At 71.4% G+C, this 21,346-nt stretch carries 21 protein-coding genes; 15 read left to right on the top strand and 6 right to left on the bottom strand.

What is annotated here, in order from left to right; all coding sequences use genetic code 11:
• Window positions 1–6: 6 nt before the first annotated feature.
• Together ABN611_RS28890 and ABN611_RS28885 are read left to right on the top strand one after the other, a co-directional pair.
• Window positions 7–1,170 carry a pyridoxal phosphate-dependent aminotransferase gene (locus ABN611_RS28890; RefSeq protein ID WP_350275397.1) on the top strand — a complete coding sequence of 388 codons (1,164 nt, stop codon included), beginning with the start codon at window positions 7–9 and terminating at the stop codon, window positions 1,168–1,170.
• Window positions 1,167–1,901, top strand: a complete 735-nt coding sequence (locus ABN611_RS28885; protein ID WP_350275396.1) for an alanyl-tRNA editing protein — start codon at window positions 1,167–1,169, stop codon at window positions 1,899–1,901. The genes ABN611_RS28890 and ABN611_RS28885 overlap by 4 nt, the downstream gene beginning before the upstream one ends.
• Window positions 1,902–1,957: 56 nt before the next feature.
• Here ABN611_RS28885 and ABN611_RS28880 read toward each other — a convergent pair whose 3' ends face one another.
• Window positions 1,958–2,323 carry a DUF5997 family protein gene (locus tag ABN611_RS28880; protein ID WP_350275395.1) on the bottom strand — a complete coding sequence of 122 codons (366 nt, stop codon included), beginning with the start codon at window positions 2,321–2,323 and terminating at the stop codon, window positions 1,958–1,960.
• A 33-nt stretch (window positions 2,324–2,356) separates the two neighbouring features.
• On the opposite strand from ABN611_RS28880, the gene ABN611_RS28875 reads away from it, so the two are divergent.
• Both ABN611_RS28875 and ABN611_RS28870 read left to right on the top strand, forming a co-directional pair.
• A complete protein-coding gene (locus tag ABN611_RS28875) occupies window positions 2,357–3,079 on the top strand; it encodes a LysR substrate-binding domain-containing protein (RefSeq protein ID WP_350275394.1) in 723 nt (240 codons plus the stop codon).
• 33 nt (window positions 3,080–3,112) lie between these two features.
• Entirely contained in the window at window positions 3,113–3,628 is a 516-nt protein-coding gene (locus ABN611_RS28870; protein ID WP_350275393.1) for a VOC family protein, read from the top strand.
• A 46-nt stretch (window positions 3,629–3,674) separates the two neighbouring features.
• Here ABN611_RS28870 and ABN611_RS28865 read toward each other — a convergent pair whose 3' ends face one another.
• Window positions 3,675–5,645: a GMC family oxidoreductase gene (locus ABN611_RS28865; protein ID WP_350275392.1), complete on the bottom strand. Its 1,971-nt coding sequence runs from the start codon at window positions 5,643–5,645 to the stop codon at window positions 3,675–3,677.
• 33 nt (window positions 5,646–5,678) lie between these two features.
• Here ABN611_RS28865 and ABN611_RS28860 point away from each other — a divergent pair, with 33 nt between their 5' ends.
• Window positions 5,679–6,449 (top strand): SDR family NAD(P)-dependent oxidoreductase, encoded by a 771-nt coding sequence (locus ABN611_RS28860; RefSeq protein ID WP_350275391.1) that lies wholly within the window; start codon window positions 5,679–5,681, stop codon window positions 6,447–6,449.
• A gap of 44 nt (window positions 6,450–6,493) precedes the next feature.
• Window positions 6,494–7,591 (top strand): aldo/keto reductase, encoded by a 1,098-nt coding sequence (locus tag ABN611_RS28855; RefSeq protein WP_350275390.1) that lies wholly within the window; start codon window positions 6,494–6,496, stop codon window positions 7,589–7,591.
• Here ABN611_RS28855 and ABN611_RS28850 read toward each other — a convergent pair.
• From ABN611_RS28850 to ABN611_RS28840, 3 genes are read right to left on the bottom strand one after another with little or no spacing between them, the layout of a single operon-like run.
• Entirely contained in the window at window positions 7,578–8,162 is a 585-nt protein-coding gene (locus ABN611_RS28850; protein ID WP_350275389.1) for a TetR/AcrR family transcriptional regulator, read from the bottom strand. The genes ABN611_RS28855 and ABN611_RS28850 overlap by 14 nt on opposite strands.
• Before the next feature lie 25 nt (window positions 8,163–8,187).
• The gene (gene cpt, locus ABN611_RS28845; protein ID WP_350275388.1) at window positions 8,188–8,712 is read right to left on the bottom strand and encodes a chloramphenicol phosphotransferase CPT; all 525 of its coding nucleotides are present in this window, start codon (window positions 8,710–8,712) and stop codon (window positions 8,188–8,190) included.
• Window positions 8,709–9,962, bottom strand: a complete 1,254-nt coding sequence (locus tag ABN611_RS28840; RefSeq protein ID WP_350275387.1) for an MFS transporter — start codon at window positions 9,960–9,962, stop codon at window positions 8,709–8,711. The genes cpt and ABN611_RS28840 overlap by 4 nt, the downstream gene beginning before the upstream one ends.
• A 63-nt stretch (window positions 9,963–10,025) precedes the next feature.
• On the opposite strand from ABN611_RS28840, the gene ABN611_RS28835 reads away from it, so the two are divergent.
• The 3 genes from ABN611_RS28835 to ABN611_RS28825 are packed head-to-tail and all read left to right on the top strand — an operon-like array spanning window position 10,026 to window position 12,629.
• Window positions 10,026–10,874, top strand: coding sequence for a DUF6597 domain-containing transcriptional factor (locus ABN611_RS28835; RefSeq protein WP_350275386.1), 849 nt, complete (start codon window positions 10,026–10,028; stop codon window positions 10,872–10,874).
• Window positions 10,855–12,078, top strand: coding sequence for an FAD-binding oxidoreductase (locus ABN611_RS28830; protein WP_350275385.1), 1,224 nt, complete (start codon window positions 10,855–10,857; stop codon window positions 12,076–12,078). Before ABN611_RS28835 ends, ABN611_RS28830 begins: the two co-directional genes overlap by 20 nt.
• Window positions 12,075–12,629, top strand: a complete 555-nt coding sequence (locus ABN611_RS28825) for a dihydrofolate reductase family protein (RefSeq protein ID WP_350275384.1) — start codon at window positions 12,075–12,077, stop codon at window positions 12,627–12,629. The genes ABN611_RS28830 and ABN611_RS28825 overlap by 4 nt, the downstream gene beginning before the upstream one ends.
• 1 nt (window position 12,630) lies before the next feature.
• Here the strand turns inward: ABN611_RS28825 and ABN611_RS28820 are convergent, their stop codons facing one another.
• A complete protein-coding gene (locus ABN611_RS28820) occupies window positions 12,631–13,245 on the bottom strand; it encodes a maleylpyruvate isomerase family mycothiol-dependent enzyme (RefSeq protein WP_350275383.1) in 615 nt (204 codons plus the stop codon).
• An 88-nt stretch (window positions 13,246–13,333) separates the two neighbouring features.
• On the opposite strand from ABN611_RS28820, the gene ABN611_RS28815 reads away from it, so the two are divergent.
• The 6 genes from ABN611_RS28815 (at window position 13,334) to ABN611_RS28790 (ending at window position 21,251) form a co-directional block, all read left to right on the top strand.
• On the top strand, window positions 13,334–14,545 hold the full coding sequence (locus ABN611_RS28815; protein ID WP_350275382.1) for a helix-turn-helix domain-containing protein: 1,212 nt from the start codon (window positions 13,334–13,336) through the stop codon (window positions 14,543–14,545).
• A gap of 184 nt (window positions 14,546–14,729) precedes the next feature.
• The gene (locus ABN611_RS28810; protein ID WP_350275381.1) at window positions 14,730–16,583 is read left to right on the top strand and encodes a PQQ-binding-like beta-propeller repeat protein; all 1,854 of its coding nucleotides are present in this window, start codon (window positions 14,730–14,732) and stop codon (window positions 16,581–16,583) included.
• Window positions 16,580–18,544 carry a hypothetical protein gene (locus tag ABN611_RS28805; RefSeq protein WP_350275380.1) on the top strand — a complete coding sequence of 655 codons (1,965 nt, stop codon included), beginning with the start codon at window positions 16,580–16,582 and terminating at the stop codon, window positions 18,542–18,544. The genes ABN611_RS28810 and ABN611_RS28805 overlap by 4 nt, the downstream gene beginning before the upstream one ends.
• 24 nt (window positions 18,545–18,568) lie before the next feature.
• Window positions 18,569–19,801 carry a DegT/DnrJ/EryC1/StrS family aminotransferase gene (locus tag ABN611_RS28800; protein ID WP_350275379.1) on the top strand — a complete coding sequence of 411 codons (1,233 nt, stop codon included), beginning with the start codon at window positions 18,569–18,571 and terminating at the stop codon, window positions 19,799–19,801.
• Window positions 19,798–20,526, top strand: coding sequence for a hypothetical protein (locus tag ABN611_RS28795; protein ID WP_350275378.1), 729 nt, complete (start codon window positions 19,798–19,800; stop codon window positions 20,524–20,526). The genes ABN611_RS28800 and ABN611_RS28795 overlap by 4 nt, the downstream gene beginning before the upstream one ends.
• Window positions 20,520–21,251 (top strand): amidohydrolase family protein, encoded by a 732-nt coding sequence (locus ABN611_RS28790; RefSeq protein ID WP_350275377.1) that lies wholly within the window; start codon window positions 20,520–20,522, stop codon window positions 21,249–21,251. The genes ABN611_RS28795 and ABN611_RS28790 overlap by 7 nt, the downstream gene beginning before the upstream one ends.
• Window positions 21,252–21,346: the final 95 nt, after the last annotated feature.

The following is a 21,346-nucleotide window of genomic DNA, read 5'->3' as shown; positions in this document are numbered from 1 at the left end:
CACATCGTGAAACTTGCTGGCCGGATGGATCGGCTGGGGACCGAGTCGGCGTTCGAGGTGCTCGCCAAGGCGAAGGCGCTGGAGGCCCGGGGGCGCGACATCGTGCACCTCGAGATCGGCGAGCCGGACTTCGACACCCCGGCGCACGTGATCGCGGCGGCGCAGCAGGCGCTCGACAAGGGCTACACGCACTACGTGCCGGCGCCCGGCATCCCGGAGCTGCGGACCGCGGTCGCGGACTTCCTCGACCGGACCGGACGGCTGCGGACCACGCCGGACCGGGTGCTGGTGACGCCTGGTGCGAAGCCGGTCATGTTCTTCACGATCCTGGCGCTCTGCGAGGAGGGCGACGAGGTCCTGTATCCGGATCCCGGCTTCCCGATGTACGCGTCGATCGCCGCGTTCGCCGGGGCGAAGCCGGTGCCGGTGCCGCTGCGCGAGGAGAACGGGTTCGTCGTCGACCCCGACGAGCTGCGCTCGCTGGTGACCGAGCGCACCAAGCTGCTGATCCTGAACTCACCTCACAACCCGTGCGGCAGCGCGTCGACGCCCGAGCAGCTGCGGGCGATCGCCGAGATCGCGATCGAGCACGACCTGGTCGTGCTGAGCGACGAGGTCTACTGGGCGCTGCGGTACGACGGTGAGCACCACAGCGTGCTCGACCTCGACGGGATGGCCGAGCGGACCGTGCTGCTCGACGGCTGGTCGAAGACGTTCGCGATGACCGGGTGGCGGCTGGGCTTCGGCGTCTTCCCGGAGCCGCTCGTGGAGCCGGTGACGCGGCTGATGATCAACTCGGTGTCGTGCACGTCGGCGTTCAGCCAGCACGCTGCCGTCGCCGCCCTCGAAGGTCCGTGGGACGACGTCGACCGGATGCTCGAGGCCTTCCGCGAGCGGCGCGAGGTGATCGTCTCCGGCCTGAACGCCGTACCGGGTGTGTCCTGCGTGGAGCCCGGCGGCGCGTTCTACGCGTTCCCGAACATCACCGAACTCGGCGTACCCGCAGCCACCCTGTCCGACCGCCTCCTGGACGAGGCGGGCGTCGCCTGCCTCCCCGGCACCGCCTTCGGGGCGTACGGCGAGGGCCACCTGCGCTTCTCCTACGCAAACTCGATCGACAACATCCGCCACGCCCTCGACGCCTTCACCGAGTTGGTGAACCGCGCATGAGCACGAACCAGCACGGGCATACGCATCGGCTCGACCTCGTGGATGCGTCGGTGCGGGAGTGGGATGCGACGGTGGTCGGGGTGGATCCGGAGCGCGGGGTCGTGCTCGACCGGTCCGCGTTCTATCCGGGTGGTGGCGGGCAGCCGCCGGACGAGGGTGTGTTGCTGTGGGGCGGTGTGCGGACGCGGATCGTCGGGACCGTCAAGGGCGACGACCTGTATCTGGTGCCGTACGAGGGCGACCCGGTGCCTGCTGTCGGTACGGCGGTGCGCGGCGCGCTGGACGACGAACGGCGTACCCAGTTGATGCGGACGCACTCGGGTCTGCACGTGCTCACCGGTGTCGTGTTCCGCGACTTCGGGGCGCTGGTGACCGGCGGGAACATGGAGCCGCTGTCGGCGCGGATGGACTTCGACCTGGCCGAGGTGCCGCCGGACTTCAAGGACCGGGTCGCCGAGGCGGTCAACGCGGAGATCCGCACCGACCGCCGGATCACCGTCAGCAACCTGCCGCGCGAGGAGGCGTTCGCGATCCCGGACATCATCCGGACCGCGACCAACCTGCTGCCGCCCGACATCGAGGTCGTCCGGATCGTCGACATCGCCGGCCTCGACACCCAGGCCGACGGCGGCACGCACGTCGCCTCCACCGCGCTGATCGGCCGGATGGAGGTCGTCAAGATGGAAAGCAAAGGCAAAGGCTTCCGCCGCCTCCGCGTCCGCATCAGCTGACCGCCAGACCAATCCCGCCGAGGCAGGTCAGTCGCGGGCCGGTCAGTCGCGGGACTTCAGTCCCGGGACTTGAGTTCGGCCTGTTGGCGGCGTACTTCGGCCTGGGTGGCGCGTTCGTGGTCGAGCCAGTCGGGGTTCTCGGACTTGATCGCCTCGATCTCCTCCGTGGTCAGCGCCTCGGTGATGCCGGCGCGGGCCAGGCCGCTGATCGAGACGCCGAGTTTCGCGGCGACGACGGCGCGCGGGTGCGGACCGTCGCGGCGCAGGTCCCGCAGCCACTCCGGCGGGGTCGCCTGCAGCGCGTTCAGCTCGTCCCGCGAGACCACGCCGTCCTGGAACTCGGCCGGCGTCGCCGGCAGGTACACACCGAGCTTCTTGGCCGCCGTCGCCGGCTTCATGGTCTGGGCCTTGCGCGCTGTCATGGCAGCAGCGTAACGCCCGGTAACCTGACCACCGTGACCGGATTCCGGCTGGGCTACGTCCCCGGCGTGACGCCCGCGAAGTGGGCCCGGATCTGGACCGAGCGACTCCCCCGCGTCCCGCTCGACCTCGTCCAGGTCCCCGCCGCCGACGCCCCCGAGCTGGTACGGCGTGACCTCGCGGACGGCGGCGTCGACGCCGTACTGCTCCGGCTCCCGGTCGACCGCACCGGCCTGCACGCGATCCCGCTGTACGTCGAGAAGACGGTCGTCGTGGTGCCCAAGGAGCACGTGATCACGGCCGCCGACGAGGTCACCGCCGACGATCTCGTGGACGAACTGATGCTGCACCCGCAGGACGACGTCCTCGACTGGGAGCACCCGCCGGGCCGGCTGATCGACGACCGTCCGGCGCGGACCGTCGACGCGGTCGAGCTGGTTGCCATGGGCACCGGCCTGCTGGTGGTCCCGCAGTCGCTGGCCCGGCTGCACCACCGCAAGGACCTCACCTATCGGCCGCTCACCGGCGTACCGGAGTCGCAGGTCGCGCTCAGCTGGCCCGAGGACGGCACCTCCGAGCTCGTCGAGCACCTGATCGGCATCGTCCGCGGCCGCACCGCCAACAGCACCCGCGGCCCCGCCGCCCGCGACCCCAAGGCCAAACCGAAGCCACAGTCCAAGGCGCAGCCCAAACCGCAGCCCAAGTCACAATCGAAGTCGCAGCCGGGCCGTCCGAAGAAGCCCCGGCGCCGCCGCTAGAAAAAAGTTGAGGCTTCAACTATCATCGGGGACATGGCGATCTTCCGGTTGAATCATGCGGTGCTGTACGTGCGCGACGTCGAGGCGAGTGTCGCGTTCTACCGAGACGTCCTCGGGTTCGGGTACACCGAGACCGGTGACGCCATCCCCGGCGCGGCGTTCCTGCGCGCGCCCGGCTCCACGAACGACCACGACCTGGGCCTGTTCCAGCTCGGCTCGCAGGCCGGTCCGTCCGGGGCCGGGCGGGCGACGGTCGGTCTGTACCACCTCGCGTGGGAGGTCGACACGCTCGGTGACCTCGAGGACCTGGCCGGGAAGCTGAGTCAGGCCGGTGCACTGGTCGGGGCGTCCGACCACGGGACCACGAAGTCCCTGTACGGCAAGGACCCGGACGGGCTGGAGTTCGAGGTCGTCTGGATCATCCCGGCCGACCTGCTCACCGACGAGGACCGCGGCAAGGTCGGCGTCGCCCGCCTGGACCTCGCCGCCGAGATCACGAAGTACGGCCGCGAGGCCCGCAGCGGCGTCGGCATCTCCCGCATCGGCTGAGCGGCGCCGTCAAGCCCGCACGAACCCGTCGGACCCGACGATCCCGTCAGCCGCGCACGATTCCGTCGGCGATGCGGAGGGAGCCGGCCAGGACGGTGAGGACCGGGTTCACGCCGCCGTTGGTGACGTGGACCGAGGCGTCGGCGATCCACACGTTGTCGTGGCCCCAGACCCGGCCGGACGGATCGGTGACCGAGCGGGCCGGGTCGTCGCCCATCCGGCAGGTCCCCGCCTGGTGCTGCCCGATGCTCGGCCGTCCCAGGCTGCCGAGCTCACCCACGGCCGTACGGACCGCACCCGCCTCCTCCAGCCAGGCCTTCGCCTTGGCGCTCAGGAAGCGATGCGCACGGGCGTCCTCCGGATGGATCGACCCGCTGCTCACCACCACCGGGTTGCCGAACCGGTCCACCACGGATGGATCGACGCGCACGCGTGAGTCGGCCGACGTCACCTCCTGGATCGGCCCGACCACCCGCAGCATCCGCCGCGCCTCCCGCTCCATCGCCCGCAGGCTCTCCGCACCGGCGACCGGGATCAGTCCCGCCCCGGTCAGATAGTCGTACGTCGCCGCGGGCGTCGGCACGAACTCGTTCGCGAGCATCCCGCCACCGACGAGCCCGTCGTTGCCGTGCCGGAAGTCGCAGGTCGCGATCGACACCCCCGGCCCGACGAGATCGACCACCTCGTCCTCGAACAACCCGACCGCACCGGCATACACATGGGCCTGCAGACGCCGTCCGACCTGGTCCTGGTTGTTGCCGATCCCGTGCGGTTCCCCGTCGTGCGCACTGTTGAGCAACAGCCGCGGCGTCTCCGAAGCACCCGCGGCCACCACCACCTCCGCGCACGCGACGGTCCGACGCCAGCTCCCGCCGTACCCGTCGTCGGCGACGAGCGCGACGCCGACGACGCGGCCGGTGTGGTCGGTGACGAGCCGCTCGGCCGTGGTCTCGACGACCAGCGTGCAGTTCCCGGTCGCGAGGGCGGCCGGCAGGGCGGTGTTGTGTGTCCCGGCCTTCGCCTCCACCGGGCAGGCGAACCCGACGCACTGCCCGCACCGCACACAGCCGGATCGTCCCTGGTAGTCGACCGAGTTGATCAGCAGCGGTACGTCGAGCGTGCCCCAGCCCAGGCGTTCCGCGGCGTCCGCCAGCAGGTACGCCGGGCCGGTCCGCGGCATCGGCGGCATCGGCAGCGGGATCGACCGCGGTCCGTGCCACGGGTCCGTCCCGCCGCCGCTGACCCCGAACCGCTGTTCCGCCAACGAGTAGTAGGGCTCGAGGTCGTCGTACGAGATCGGCCAGTCGGCGAGCGCGCTGCCGTCCGGTACGCCGTACGTCGTGGCCATCCGGAAGTCCCGCGGGACGAACCGCCACGCCTGCGCGCCGTACACCCGGGTCCCGCCGCCGACCGTGAACGCGTTGTTGCCCCAGCCGCCGTCGGGCGGCAGCACCTGGCTCCGGACGCCGTCCACGAGCGCGATCCGCGGGCGCCCGGCCGGATCCGGATCCGTCACCGCGGGCAGCCCCGCCACCGAGCGTGGGTTCCGCAGGTGGTCACGGGTCAAGGCGTCCGTCGCCGGGTAGCTGCCGAGCTCGACGACGAGCACCGACCGCCCGGACTCCGCGAGCACCTGAGCGGCAGCTCCACCGCCGGCGCCCGAGCCGATCACCACGCAGTCGTACCGCTCCCCCAGTGCCTCCCGCGGCGTCACCCGCAGCTCGGTCTGTACGGCGGTGAACTGGTCCGTGTGCCACCCGACCCGCTCCCAGGCCGCCGGCCGCGCGTAGTACCCCTGGGCGATCAGCCGGACCAGCCAGGCGCCGTCGGCATCCGCGAGTACGCCGTCGAGCCCGGCGTCCCCGAGCGCCGCCAACCCGCGCGCGACCCGATCGCCCCAGTCCGGCCTGTCCTCCGCGAGCACCCGCTCGACGAACCCGACCGTCCGGTCGTCCCCGGGCACCACAAGCTCCGCCAGCCGGTCGAGTTCGATCCGCTGCAGTTCGGTCAGGCGCACCCCGGAATCCTTTCACGCACTACCGTTTCCCGCATGGCTGAGCTCTTCGACCTGACAGGTACCGCGGCGGTCGTCACCGGATCGAGCCGTGGGATCGGGTTCGCGATCGCCCGCGCGTTGCTCGGGCAGGGCGCCTCCGTCGTGGTCAACGGGTACGACGAGGACGAGACGGCGACCGCCGCGGAGCAACTGGGCGCGCAGTTCCCCGGGCGGATCGCGGCGGCGGCCGGGGACGTCACGGATCCGGACGTCGCGCAACGGCTGACCGACACGGCGGTGCAGGCGTTCGGCGAGCTCGACCACCTCGTCTGCAACGCGGGCATCGACGTCATCAAGCCCGCGGTCGAGTACACCCCGGACGAATGGGACCGGATCCTGGCCGTGAACCTGCGCGGCGCGTTCCTGCCCGCGCAGGCGGCAGCCCGGTACTGGATGGCCCACCAGCGCCCGGGATCGGTGACGATGACGTCGTCGATCGCAGGGCAGGTCGGGATCCCCACGCTGGCGCCGTACGCGGCCAGCAAGGGCGGGATCAACCAGCTCGTGCGGACGCTCGCGGCCGAGTGGGCGGAGCACGGGATCCGGGTGAACGCGGTCGCGCCCGGGTACGTCGCGAACATCATGGACAGTGTGACCGCGCACGACGACCCGGCCTCGGACCAGCGGATCAACACGTTCACGCCGCTCGGGCGGCGGGCCACCGTGGACGAGATCGCGGCGCCGTACGCGTTCCTCGCCTCCCCGGCGGCGGCGTACGTGACCGGTGCCGTCGTACCTGTCGACGGTGGCTACACCGCGACCTGAGTTCTGTACTTGCCGGTCCATTTTTGCCGAGCAACCCTGTGGGCATGGCACTTGACGACTACTACCTGCTCGGGCGATCAGGACTGCGGGTCAGCCGGCTCGCCCTGGGCACGATGAACTTCGGGCAGTCCGGATTCCACGCGCCGTACGGCAAGACCGAGGACGAGGCGCGCGCGATCTTCCGGACCTATATCGAGGCCGGCGGCAACTTCGTCGACACGGCCGACTTCTACACCGCGGGCGAGAGCGAGCGGATCCTCGGCCGGCTGATCGCCGAGGCCGGCGTCCGCGAGCGGATGGTGCTCACCACCAAGGCGACCAACAGCGTCGACTCCGGCGACCCGAACGCGGGCGGCAACAGCCGCAAGCACCTGATCCGTGCCCTCGACGAGTCGCTGCGCCGGCTCGGCACCGACTACGTCGACCTGTTCCTGCTGCACACCTGGGACCGGATCACCCCGGTCGACGAGGTCCTGCGCACCCTCGACGACCTCACCCGCGCCGGCAAGATCCGGTACGCCGGACTGTCCGACGTCCCGGCCTGGTACGCCGCTCGCGCGCAGACGCTGGCCGACGCGCACTCGCTGACCCCGATGGTCAGCCTGCAGCTGCCCTACTCGCTGATCGAGCGCACGATCGAGACCGAGCACGTCCCGGTCGCGCAGCAGCTCGGGCTGGGCATCACCGCGTGGAGCCCGCTGGGCGGCGGTTTCCTGACCGGGAAGTACCAGCGCGACGACGCGCGGAAGCTGGCCGGCGAAGGGCGGCTCACTGGTGACGGCGCGGCTGGGCAGAGCTGGACCGAACAGCAGTGGGACCTGCTGACGGCCGTCCGCGACGTCGCCGGCAAGCTCGGCGTGACGATGGCGCAGGTCGCGGTGAACTGGGCCGCGACGCAGCCCGGTGTCGCGTCCGCGATCGTCGGCGCGAGCCGCCCGGAGCAGCTCGAGTCGACCATCGCGGCCCTCGGTTTCGAGCTGCCGGCCGAGTTGCGCGCGCAGCTTGACGAGGCGAGCGCCGTACCGCCGTCGTCGGTCTACCGGATGTTCACGCCGGAGTACCAGGGCTGGTTGGTCAGCCCCGGCGCGAAGGTCGCCGACAAGCCGGCCGGGTACCAGCCGCCGGTGGTCAACTGGCGCTGAGGTAGTCCAGGCACAGGTCGAGCGCGTACTCCAGGTGGGTCGCGGAGCCGGAGGCCATCAGGATCGCGACGCCGCCCTGGATCGCGGCGATCAGCGCGGCCGCGGCGCGGGTGGGATCCACGTCGGCACGGATCTCGCCCGCGGCCTGCATGTCCTCGATCCCGGTCTCGAGCCGGCGTTGCCACTGCGCGAGCAGCTGACCGGTGACGGCCTGCGCGGCCGGGGTGTGCCGGCCGATCTCGGTGATCAGGACGCCGAGCGGACAGTGCACGCCCTGCCGGCGGTACTTCTCGACGACGGTGTCCCGCCACTTGCTCCAGGCGTCCCAGGACGTGAGCTGGCCGAGGTACGGCTCCTGGTCCTCGATCACCTGCTCGGCCTCGCGTTCGGCGACCGCGAGCAGCAGTTGCTCCTTGCCGTCCGGGAAGTAGTGGAAGAGCTGACTCTTCCCGGTCCGGCTGCGCCGCCCGATGTCGTCCAGTTTCACCGCGGCGATCCCGCGCTCCCGGATCTCCGCCGCGGCCGCCGCCACGATCCGGTCGCGCGTCGCCGCACCCTTCGCCGTCAGCACACCGGCAAATGTACCCGCTGGTCCATCACTTCACGTAGGCGGCGATCGTGCGCGCGCAGTCGACGGACTCGGCGCGGGAGCTGTCGACCTCGACGTCGTACGTGACGCCCTCGTGGACGACGTACGCCTGCTGTTCGGCCATGCCGCGGGTGCGGTCGCCGCGGGCGAGCTCGCGGCCGGCGGCGATCTCGGGGGCGCAGTGGACGCCGACCCAGAGCGTTTCGAGGTCGCCGATCGCGTCCCGCCAGCGCTGCTGCGAGGCGGCGCCGCCGAGGAACACGTCGTCGACGATCACCCGGCCGCCGGCCCGGCACATCGCGACGATCCCGGCGGTCCAGGCGGCGTCGAGCGCTCGGAACGCGGGCCCGACCGACACCTCGCCGTCCGGCCCGAACTCGATCCCGCCCTCCATCACGGCCGGCAGCGCGTCGACGAAGTCGTCCACGCTGAACCCGAGCCACGGGTCCGGCAGCAGCGCCTGCAGACACCGCACTATCCCGGTCTTCCCGGAGCTGGAACCGCCGTTGATGATGATCAGTCGCGCCGTCACGCCCGTAAGGCTAGAGGCTGTCCGGCCGCGTCCTCGACCGATTTCCCGGTACGGCGTGCCAGCCCGAGGAACGGCACCGCGAGCAGCTGGATCCCCGCCGACACCAGGTACGCCGGACCGTATCCCCAGAGGTCCGCGGTACGGCCGAGCGCGGGCTGGACGACAACCCCGCCGGCCGACCCGAGCAGGTTGTCGAACGACAGCACCGTCGCGCGCTGCGCGGACGGGATGTGGCTGTTCAGGTACGCCTGCCGCACCGGCGTCATCGCGGCGAACATCGAGCCCCACACCATCAGCAGCACCAGCGCCACCCAGAACGACGTGACCAGGCCGATCGCCGCGATCATCACGCCGGACACCACGATCGCGCCGATCAGCGTCCGGATCCGGTCCCGGAAGACGCGGGCCAGGGACGACGCCGACGCGCCGCCCGCGATCTGCGCACCCGCGACGATCCCGGCGGACAGCCCGGCGATCCAGTACGAGTCGGCGCGACCGTACAGCTCCAGCAGATAGGGCTGCGCCGCGTAGAAGCCGTAAACGCTCACCCCGGCGGTGAACGGACCGGCCAGCATCACCCAGCGGACACGCGGGTTCAGGAGCCCGTGGCGCAACGACGCGCGCACGATCCCGGCCAGCTCGCCGCGCACCGAGGCGTCCTGCTTCGGCGTGAACCCGAGGTCGCGCATCGCCCGCCACGCCACCGCGAACGTTGCCATCAGCAACAGCGAGCGCACGACGTACGGCGCGCCGAGGTCGGTCACCTGCGCCAGGATGCCGCCGCCGATCGAACCGGCCATCATCGCGATCCCGTTCACCACCTGGCCCTTCGCGAACGCGGCCTCCAGCGACCCGCTGTACCCGGTCGCCTGCAGCCCGTCCACCAGCCACGCTTCGGTCGCCCCGCTGAAGAACGTGAACCCGAGCCCGAGCAGCGCCGAGACGACCGCCCACCACACTAACGGCGCGTGGATCCGCCACAGCAGCAGGTACAGCAGCGTCGTACCGATCAGCGTCGCCGTCCCGAGGAGGTACGACGTACGGCGGCCGACGGTGTCCGCGAGCACACCGGTCGGGACCTCGAACAGCACCATGCCGACGGTGAAGAAAGCGTTCGCCGCAAAGGTCTGCCCGATGCTGAGCCCGGCGTCCAGCAGGAACAGCGTGTTGATGCCCCAGATCATCGACGACGCCCCTGTCGACACCGCGACCAGGGTCAGGTAGGTGCGCAGTACTCGCTCGGCTGTCATACCCGGGACGTCGGAGCCGCGCACCACTCCTCGACACGCCCCGCTGGAGCGTATCGTCCGGTCATGGACCAGACGTACGACGAGAGCGCGCCGGTGCCCGCGCTGACCGGGCTCGTCCGGACGGTCTGGATCCAGCGCACCGGGGCGCAGTCGTATCCGCAGCGCGATCTGCCGACCGGCGGCGTGGAGCTGCACTGTCCGGTGGGCGGCGTACCGCGGCTGATCGGGCCGCTGACCCGGGCCCACCTGCAGGTGATCCCGCCGCGGACGACGATCGTCGGGGTGCGGTTCATGCCGGGTGCGGGGACGCCGCTGCTCGGCGTACCGGCGGACGAGCTGGTCGACTGTGCGGTGGAGCTGTGGGGTTCCGCCGCGGACGCAATCGGGACCTCGGTAGCGGATGCCGCGAGTCCGCGAGCGGCCTTGCTCGCGGTGCAGCGGTACCTCGCCGGTCAGCGGCTGCGGCCGGATCCGGTGGTGGCGGAGCTGGTCCGGCGGCTGATGCCGTGGGAACGCGCCGGGATCGCCGACCTGGCCGATGAGCTCGCGCTGTCCGAGAGCCAGTTGCGCCGGCGGTGCCTGACGGCGACCGGCGTGGCGCCGAAGGCCTTGCAGCGGACGCTGCGCTTCCAGGGGTACCTCGCGCTGGCGCAGGCCGGGTTCGGCAGTGGGCTCGCCGACCTCGCGGCCGAGACCGGGTACGCCGACCACGCGCATCTGACCCGGGAGTGCGTGCGGCTGACCGGGGTGCCGCCGCGCGAGCTGCTCGGCGACAAGGCGGACCGCTGCGACTGCGGTCACGACCACTCGGCGTCGTACCGGCCGTTCCTCGCCGGGTGGTACGACCGATTCGTTCAAGCGCGACGGGACGGCGCGGCCCTAGCTTCGGTGCATGGAGCTCATCGAGGCTGACCATTCGTTGTACGACGTCCTGCGGCGGCCGGCGTTGCCGCAGTACGACGCTGTCCGGCCGCGGGCGATCGCGCGGTGCACGTCGGTCGAGGACGTGATCAAGGCGCTGGCCTCTGCCCGGACCGCCGGTCTGCCGGTGGTGCCGCGGGGCGGCGGGCACTGTTTCGCCGGGCGCTCGTCGACGACGGGCCTGATGCTCGAGCTGTCGGCGCTGTCCACGATCTCGGTCGACGGCCGGCGGGCGACGATCGGGGCGGGCGCGCGGCTGGCCCAGGTGTATCGCGGGCTGGAGGACTTCGGGCTGACGATCCCGGCCGGGTGCGGGCCGACGGTCGGGATCGCCGGGCTGACGCTGGGCGGTGGGCTCGGGCTGCTCGGGCGGCGGTACGGGCTGACCTGCGACCGGCTCATCGCCGCGACCGTGGTGCTTGCGGACGGCAACGTCGTGACCTGTGACGCCGAGCGCGACCCAGACCTGTTCTGGGCGCTGCGCGGGGCCGGTGGCGGCCAGTTCGGCGTGGTCACGTCGCTGACGTACGACGCCGTACCGTCGCCGACCGCGACCCGCTTCAGTCTGACCTGGCCCCGCGGCCGCGCTGCCGAGCTGATCGCCGCGTGGCAGTCCTGGGCTCCCGATGCGCCCGACGAGCTGACGGCGAGCCTGAGCGTGACCGCGGACGGGGTGCGTGTCTTCGGCGCCGCCGACCACCCGGACTTCGGCGCGCTCGCGGACCTGGATCCGGACGTCGAGCTGCGCGACGACCTCTCGTGGGCCGAGCTCAAGGCGAGCTTCTCGGAGGGCGGCACCGAGGCCGGCGTCGTGCACAGCAAGTCGGAGTTCTTCCAGCACCCGCTCCCCCGCGATGCCGTCGACCGGCTCCTCGAGGCCGGCTGCGTGCTCAACTTCACCCCGATGGGCGGCGCCTACAACCGCGTCCCCGCCGGCGCGACCGCCTTCGCGCACCGCGCCGAGCGCTTCCTGCTCGAACACGTCGGCCCCGTCCGCGACGCCGTACGCCGCTCCTGGGCGCTCGCGCACCCGTACGCGTCCGGGCACGTCTACCCGAACTTCCCCGACCTCGACCTGACCGACTGGGCCGCCGCCTATCACGGCGCGAACTACCCGCGGCTGCTGAGCGTCAAGCAGAAGTACGACCCCGACCGTGTGTTCCACTGCCCACAGACGATTGGAGGCGTCCGATGATCCGGCTGTACATGAGCATGTCCCTCGACGGTTTCGTCGTCGGGCCCGACGACAGCCCCGAGCAACCGATGGGCCGCGGCGGGTTCCGGCTGTTCAACTGGCTCGACGACCGGAACTCCGACGGGCCGAGCGGCCAGGTGTACGCCGAGTGTCTCGCCACCGGCGCGCTGATCTCGGGACGGCGGACGTACGAGCACGCCGGTCGCTGGCAGGGCGATCACCACGACGGCGTACCGATGTTCATCCTCACCCACCACCCGGACGACGAACCGCCCGGCACCGCGCGGTACGTGACCGACGTCGCCGAGTGCGCCGCCCAGGCGAGGGCGGCCGCCGGCGACCGCGACGTGATGGTCCACGGCGCCGGCGCCGGTCAGGCCCTGCTCCGCGCCGGCCTCCTCGACGAACTGGAGCTGCACGTCGTCGACGTCCTCCTCGGCCAGGGCCGCCGGCTCTTCGACAACCTCCCCGCGGAGTACATCGAACTCGAACAGGTCCGCCAGCTCCGCGCCCGCGACGTCACCCACCTGCGCTATCGCGTCGTGAAGTGACTCAGAGCCAGGGCGGCAACGGCTCCGCGGGTTCGCCGTCCGGACCGAGGACGTCCGTGTACGGGCGGCCGGACAGATAGGCCGCCACCTGCGGCAACGGGCCGGTGATCGCTGGTACGTCGCCGCGTTGCTCTCGGATGTCTTCGCACAGGGCTTCGAGGAAGTCCGTCGGCAGGTCGGCGAAGGTGATGCCGGCGCCGAGGTCGACGGCGTGGATCATGACCTCGCGGGCGCGCATCCACGGGATCTTCGTCGCCGGGATCGGGGCGCCCTGAGCGGTCCGCACGCTGGCCTGCCACTGGTCGTCGGTCAGCGTCGCCATCGAGGACCGCAGGACAGCCGCCGACTCGTCGAACCACGACCGCAGCTCCTCGGGCGAGCGCGCCGTACCGGCCTCGATCTCGGCGTTGCGCACCTCAGCGGACGGGTACATCGGCCGCTCCTCGCCGGTCCGCGCCCAGTGCACCAGGTTGCCGAGCGCCTCGGCGTTCAGCGACAGGTGCGCGGCCACGTGCCGCCGCGACCACCCCGGAAGCAGCGACGGCGCGTCCGGTTCGGCGAGTGCCCGGCGGCACAGCGCGGTCCCTTCGTCGACCCACTCCAGAACCCGGTCCATGACGGGAACCTAGCCGACGACGGCGCGGGTTCTTGCAGCGGTGGGGTCTTGTGGTGAGACTGACCCGCATGAAGGAGGGGACCCGCGCATGGTGACGACGATCGGGGTGGTCGGGCCGTCGGACCTGGTCACCTCCAGCAGCCGGATCGTCAAGGCGCTGCGCGGGGTCGAGGTCGTCCCGTTGCGCTACCGCCGGGAGACCGACACGCCGAAGGTGATGGCCGACGCGCCGGGCAGTGTCGACGCCTGGCTGTTCACCGGCGTCGTCCCGTACCAGATCGCGGCCGCGCAGGACCTGCTCGACCGCCCGGCCGCGCACGTCGAGTACACCGGCGCCACGCTGATGCGGGCCCTGGTGCAACTGCTCCGCGACGGCCACGACGTCACCTCGCTGAGCATCGACGTCCTCGACGAGGCCGCCGTCCGGGAGACGTTCGACGAGGTCGGGCTGCCGATGGGCGGCGTCACCGTGCTGCCGTACCGGCCCGGCCTGAGCGTCGACGACATCGTCGCGTTCCACCGGGAGGCGGGCGCGACCGTCGCGATCACCTGCCTGCGGTCGGCGTACGAGAAACTCCGCACCGAGCAGACCACGTTGCGGCTCGCGCCGTCGGTGCACTCGGTCCGCGCGGCGGTGAACCGGCTGCTGCTCGTCCACGACGCGCTGCGCAGCGACGACGCGCAGATCGCGCTCGGCCTGGTCGAGATGTCCCCGGACGCCGAGCCCGCGCTCCGTCGCGAGGCCGGCTCGCTCGGCGGCAGCGTGATCCGGTACGACGACAAACGCTGGCTCGTGGTGGCGACCCGCGGACCGCTCGAGCAGGCGACCGCCGCGTTCACCGAGCTCGGCATGCTGAACCGGTTGAAGGAGCAGTTCGGGCCGGTCCGGATCGGGTTCGGCATCGGCGGCTCCGGGACCGAGACCGAGGCGCTGGCCCGCCGCGCGCTCGGCCGGGCGAAGACGGCCGGCCGGACCGCGGCCGTCGTCTCGCTGCGCAACGACATCGACCTGGTCCTGGTCGGCGGCGCCGCGCCGCGCGCCCAGCAGCGCTCGAAGCTGCAGCTCCTCGCGCAGCGCGCCGGTCTCTCGAAGGCGACCCTCGAACGACTCCAGGAACTCGTCCGCGCGACCGACGACGGCCTGACCACGCGGTCGGTCGCTGATCACCTGGGCATCCAGCCGCGGACCGCGCGCCGGGTCCTGAACCGGCTCGAGCGCGCCGGCCTGGCCGACGCGACCGGCACCCAGCTGGGCACCGGCAGCGGCCGGCCGCTCGTCGTGTATCGCGTTCATCTGTGATTGTTTCCTGAACGGTTGACGCACTCACGCACGTCCGGCTAATTTCAGCCATGACCGTAATTCGGTGCGCACTGTCCCGGGAGGCCTTGTGGACAAGCGATTCGCACGGGGACTGATCACTGCTCTGCTCATCTGCACAGGACTGGTGAGCGTTCCCGCTCCCGCCGGTGCCACGATTCCGGCCGTGACCGAAACACCAACGGTCACGAACCTCGGTCCGGCGTCGGCCGTGACCTCGACCAGCGTCGCCGAGCAGGTCGGCGACCGGATCTGGACCATCACCTCCGGCGTCTCGCCCGTCCAGGTCGGCGCGTTCGACCCGGTCGCCAAGGTCGTCGACCGCAAGTTCGCGCTGCCGACCGGCGCCGGCGCGTGGGCGATGGCCCACCTCGGCACCGACCTGTACATCGGCCTCTACACGCCCGGTGACCTCTACAAGGTCGACACCACCACCGGCAGCGCCACCAAGGTCGCGCAGTTCGGCTCCTTCATCTGGTCGATCGCCGCGACCCCGGACGGCAAGATCGTCGCCGGCACCTACCCCGACGGCGGCGTGCACGAGTACGACCCGGCCACGGGGGCCACCAGGTCGTACGGCGCCGCGGTCGCCGGCCAGCAGTACGTCCGCAGCATCGCCGCCGACGCGACCACGATCTACGCCGGCGTCGGCACCAAGGCACACCTGATCGCGATCGACCGCGCGACCGGCGCCCGCCGCGACGTGCTGCCCGCGCAGTACGCGGACCGCACGTTCGTCGCCACCATGGCGCTCGAGGGCACGAAGCTGGCCGTGAGCCTCTCCCCCACCGGGACGATGCTCGTCTTCGACACGAACGATCTGGGCAACCCGGTCGAGGTGCAGACTCCCGGCGGCGACCAGTACATCACCGCGATCACGATCGCCGGCGCCGACATCTACCTGGGCACGCGGCCCTCGGGCACGCTCTACCGCTACCGCGACAACACCCTGACCCGGCTCGGTTCGCCGTACGACGGGGCGTACTTCAACAAGATCTTCGTCGACGGCACCACGATCCGCGCCGAGCTCACCAGCCAGGTCGTCGACTTCGACGAGGCGACCGGGACCTTCACCGGCACCGACCTCGGTCAGGCCGGGCTGCCGCCCGCGCCCGAGCAGGCGATGGCGATCGCCGCGACGCCGACGTCCGTGCTGGTCAGCGGCAAGGCGGGTATCCAGGTCCACGACCTCGCGACCGGCGCCAGCACCCGGACGTTCCTGCCCGGCGAGGCGAAGACCATGACACCGGTCGGCCGGAGCGTGTACCTCGGCGTCTACACCCTGGCCCGGCTCTGGCAGATGAAGCCCGACGGCTCCGACCTGCACGAACTCGGCCAGATCGGCAACGAGCAGACCCGCCCGACCGACGCGGCGTACGACGAACGCTCGCAAACGTGGCTGCTCTCCACCGAGCCCGACTACGGCAAGTACGACGGCACCCTCGTCGAGCAGCACATCGACCCAGAGCATGGCGGGGTGCAGCGCGAGGTGCACCGCGGCGTCGTGCCGCACCAGTCGGTCCGCTCGGTGACCACTGCGGACGGCGTCGCGTACCTCGGCGGCGCCACCCGGAACAGTCTCGGCACCGTCCCGATCTTGCCCGAGGCAACCGTGGTCGCCTTCGACCAGGCCCGCAACAAGGTGTTGTGGGAGGCCGCGGCGCTGTCGAAGGCACAGAGCTACAGCTCCCTCGCCCACTACCGCGGCCGACTGTACGCCGCTACCGACGACGGCCGGCTCGCCGTTCTCGACCCGCGGACCGGCAAGCTGCTCGCGAGCGCGACGCTCGGCACCAGCCAGAGCAAGCTGACGATCGCTCGCTCCGGGCTCTACGGCACCGACAGCAAGCGCGTCTTCAAGATCACGCCGAACAGCACCGGCGCCCCGACCGTGAGCACGGTGGTCGACGGGCTCGGCGCGCAGATCTACGGCTACCCGCTGATCACCACGTCCCACGACGGCGCGGCGCTGTACACGATCAAGGGCCGCGACCTGGTCCGGATCGAAGGCCTCCGATGATCATCTCCCGCCGTACCGCGCTCGCCGGCGCGCTCGCCACCGGCGCCGTGACCGCACTCGCTGTCCCGGCAACTGTCCCCACCGACGCCCACGCGGAGGACGGACCCATCGACGGTTCCACGCTGCCCACCTTCGGTCCCGCGGTCGTCACCGCGGCCGTCGTCGCGATGGCGGTGCACGACGGCCACGCCTACGTCGTCAGCCGCGGCATCGTCCCGGCGCGGCTGTCCGAGATCGACCTCGGTACCCGCCGCGTCACCCGGACGGTCGAGCTGCCGACCGGCGAGGGCGGCTGGGGCATCACCGTTGCCGCGGGCAAGGTGTACGTCGGCCTGTACCCGGTCGCGGACGTCTACTGCTTCGACCCGGCCGACGGGTCCGTGACCAAGGTCGGCACCCTGGCCGGCGCGGGTGGTTTCGTCTGGGACATGACGACGGCGCCCGACGGCCAGGTGTTCGCGGTCAGCTACCCGAACGGCGCGGTCTGGCAGATCGATCCCGCCACGAACACGGCCACCCAGCTGGGCGCGCCGGTCCCCGGAGCGCAGTACGGCCGGTACGTCGGTGCTGCCGGCAACCATGTGTTCGCCGGGATCTACACGCCCCCGCAGCTCGTCGGCTACGACCGCGGGACGAAGACCTTCCGGGACCTCACCCCGGAGGCGTCCCGCGGCCAGTTCTTCGGGCCGTTCGCCGGCGCGGGCGATCGGATCTACTGCGGCAGCAGCCGCGCGTTGTTGAGCATGGCGCTCGACGGCACCGACGTACGGAGTGTGCCGTTGCCGGCCGGGCAGTCGAGCGTCGACGCGTTGACGGTCGCTCCGGACGGTACGGCGTACCTGACCACGCGCAACTCCGGGACCGTGTGGTCGTGCGGTCCGGAGGACACCAGCCTGACCGCGATCGCGACACCCGCCGCGGCCGACGAACACCGCCGGCTGGTGCTGCTCGACGCGACCACGCTGCTCGGCGCGACCGGCTCCGGGGTGCTGTGGTGGGTCGACCTCACCACGGGCGAGTTCGAGCTACTGGATCTCGTGGACGCCGGGTTCACGCCGGCACCGGACAAGCCGCAGTCGATCGCGCTCGGCGACCCGCACGTGTACGTCGGCGGGCACTGGGTCGTCACCGAACACGCGATCGGCACCGGCGCCACGCGCCGGCTGCGCGTGGCCGGTGAGGCCAAGACGCTGAACTGGGTGCGCGGCGAGCTGTACTCCGCGCTGTACCCGAGCACCGAGGTGGTCCGCATCAACCCGCGGACCAAGGAGGTGCAGAGCTTCGGCCACATCCTGAACCAGCAGACCCGCCCCTGGCAGGCGGCGTACGACGAGAAGTCGAAGCTGCTCGCGATCGCGTCCGCACCCGGCACCGGGAAGCTGACCGGTGCGCTCACCTTGCTCGACGTACGGACCGGCGAAATGGACGTGCGCTACGGGATCCTGCCCGACCAGAGCGTGATGTCGGTGTCGATCGTCGACGGCATCGCGTACATCGGCGGCGACGTGATCGGTGGTGGCGGGATCACGCCGACGCGGACCTCGGCGGCGATCGCGGCCTTCGACCTCGGCCGGCGCGAGCTGCTCTGGACCGTCGAACCGCTCGCCGGCGAGCGCTCGATCCAGAGTGTCGCCGTCCATGACGGCATCCTGTACGGCGTCCTGAAGCGGACCAGCGGTTCCTGGTTCACGTACGACCTGCGGACCAAGGCCGTGGTCCGCGGCGCGAACAAGCTGTCCGGCTACGGCCAGCTCCACACCGACCACACCGGGGTCTACTGTGAGACCAACTTCGGCGGGAACCTGTACCAGCTCGGCCCCGGACTGACCTCGGCGAAGCTGCTCGTGAACAAGCTGGGCGACGGGTGGTACACCGTGCCCCAGCTGGTCCCGGTCCGCGGCGCCGAGCACTCCGTGTGGGGCCTCGCCGACCGCGACCTCGTCCAAATGCCGTTGCCGTAAGCACCTATCGGAGGAGTTTCCGAGATGGAGAACAGTCAGCTCGCCCGCGACGGCGGCACGCCGGTCCGGACAGCACCGCTGCCGTCGGTGATGAATTCCAGCGGCCGGCGGTTCGGCGACGACGAGGTGAAGGCCGTCGAACGGGTGCTGCGCAGCGGCATGCTGTCCGCCACCTGGGGCGCGGAGGTGCCGGCGCTCGAGCTGGAGTTCGCCGCGCTGCTCGGCGCCGGGCACGCGGTGGCCTGCAGCTCGGGTACGGCGGCGTTGCACCTGGCCGTCGCGGCGGTGAACCCGGACCCGGGTGACGAGATCATCACCACGCCGATCAGCGACATGGGCACCGTGTTCCCGATCATGATGCAGAACGCCGTACCGGTGTTCGCGGACGTCGACCCGATCACCGGCAGCCTGACGCCGGAGACGGTCGCCGCCGCGATCACCCCGCGGACGAAGGCCGTGATCGTCGTACACCTGTTCGGCAAGCCGGCCAGGGTCCGCGAGTTGCGCGAGCTGTGCGACCGGCACGGGATCCTGCTGATCGAGGACTGCGCGCAGGCGTACCTCGCGCCGGTCGGCGACACGTACGTCGGCCGGATCGGGCACATCGGCTGCTTCAGCCTGCAACAGACCAAGCACATCAGCGCGGGTGACGGCGGGCTGACCGTCACCGACAACGCGCAGTACGCCCGGCGGATGCGGCTGTTCGCCGACAAGGGCTGGCCGCGCGATACGGACGAGCGCACCTACCTGTTCCTTGCGCTCAACTACCGGATGACCGAGCTGGTCGCGTCGGTCACGCGGGCCCAGCTGAACCGGCTGCGCGGCGTCGTCGAGGACCGTCGTACGGCGGCACTCCGGGCGACGGCGGCGATCGCCGACCTCGAAGGGGTCACGGCGCCGCCCGACGGGCACGACCACGTGTACTGGCAATACCCGCTGATCATCTCCGAGGCGGCCGGTGACCTGCGCGAGTGGGCCGCCGCGCTCACCGCCGAGGGCGTGCCGGCCAACGGCGGGTACCTGACCAGTCCGTTGTACGCCGCGCCTGCGGTCCGGGAGCGAATCACGTACGGTCGGTCCGGGTTCCCGTTGCAGGACGTGTCCTACCCGGAGGGCCTGTGCCCGAACGCCGAGGAGCTGATCAACCACCGGCTGCTCGTCCTGGCCTGGAACGAGAACTACACCGATACGGACGTCGACGACATCGTGGCGGCGATCCGCAAAGTACACACTGCTCTGGCACGGAAGGCGTCATGACGGATACTCCCCTGCTGCTCGACTGCGACATGCTCGTCGGGCACGACGTGACGACGGGCCGCTGGGGGCGGCCCGAGAACGTCGCGAAGGTGCTCACCGACAGCGGTATCTCGGGCGGTGTCGTGTCCGCGCTCCGGGCCGTGCACTTCGACGTACCGAGCGGGAACGACGAGGCGCAGCAGGTTGCCGACGGCAACGGGTGGACGATGTGCCCGGTGCTCGACCTGCGCGACCCGCTCGGTGCGGAGAAGGAGCTGGAGCGGCAGCTCGCGCGGACCACGCCGCCGCGGGCGGTCCGGCTCGCGCCGGGCGCGCAGAGCGTCGAGCCCGGGTACCCGGCGTTCGGGCACGTCGTGCGGCTGCTGGTCGACGCCGGGCTGACGATCTTCACCGAGGGCGACGTCCGCAAGGTCGGGCCGGCGCTGCGCGGGCTCGGCGCCCGGGTGGTGTTCCTCGACACGCACTTCTACTACCTCGGCGACTTCGTGCTGCTCGCGCGCTCGGAGCCCGGGTTCCACACCTCGACCCGGATGCTGACCGGGCCGGACTCGCTGGAGATCGTCGCCGCCGAGGTCGGCGCCGAGCGGCTGGTGCTCGGCTGCCGGACGCCGTTCCACGAGACCCGCTCGGTGATCCGCCGGCTGCTGACCTCCAAGCTCAGCGCCGACGAGATCGCCCAGGCCGGAAGCCGCAGCCTCGAGACCCTCCTGGAGCCCGCATGCTGATCGACGTGCACGCGCACTGGGGCCCGTGGTTCTTCTCGATGGACGTCGCGAGCATCGACACGAACATCGACGGCCTCGACCGGTTCGGCATCGACCTGCAGCTGGTCTCCGCGATCGAGGCGATCGTGTACGACGCCCCGCTCGGCAACCGGTCACTCGCCGAACAGCTCCCGGCCGACCCGCGGCTGCGCGGGATGATCGTGGTCGACCCGCGGCGGCTCGACGAGGCCCGGACCGACCTCGACGAGCTGCTCGCCGGGGACGGCCGGACCCGCTGGGTCGGCGCGAAGATCCACAGCGAGTACAGCCGGACCCCGGTCAGCTCGCCCGCGATGCGGGCGGCGATCGAGCTCACCACGGAGTACGGGCTGCCGACGCTCGTGCACACCTGGAACGACACCGTCGTCGACCTCGCCGAGGTCGCCGCCGAGGTCCCGGGTGCGCGGGTGATCGCCGGGCACATGGGCGCGCCCGGCTGGCCCCGGGTCCCGGAGGCCGCGGCCATCACCGACCGGATCTGGTTCGAGCCGTGCTGGTCCGCCCCGGAGGCGAACCGGATCCGCTGGATCCTGGACCGGATCGGGCCGAGCCGGATGATGTTCGGCACCGACGCCACCCTGATCGACCCGTCGGTGGCCCTCGGCGCCCTCGAAGCCGCCGACCTCACCCCCGCCGAACAAGCCGCCATCACCCACCAGAACGCCCAAGCGCTCTTCGCCCTCTGACGCCCCACACAAGGCCCTGCCTCGGCTCGCCGAGTCGTGGCGAATGGTTCCGGGGCATTTCGCCGAGTCGTGGATATTGGTCGTCTGGGAGCAGC

The organism is Kribbella sp. HUAS MG21 (assembly GCF_040254265.1).
In the GTDB taxonomy this organism is placed as follows: domain Bacteria; phylum Actinomycetota; class Actinomycetes; order Propionibacteriales; family Kribbellaceae; genus Kribbella.
The sequence above is the reverse complement of the archived record's forward strand: the minus strand, read 5'-3'. Positions and strand labels throughout refer to the sequence as shown.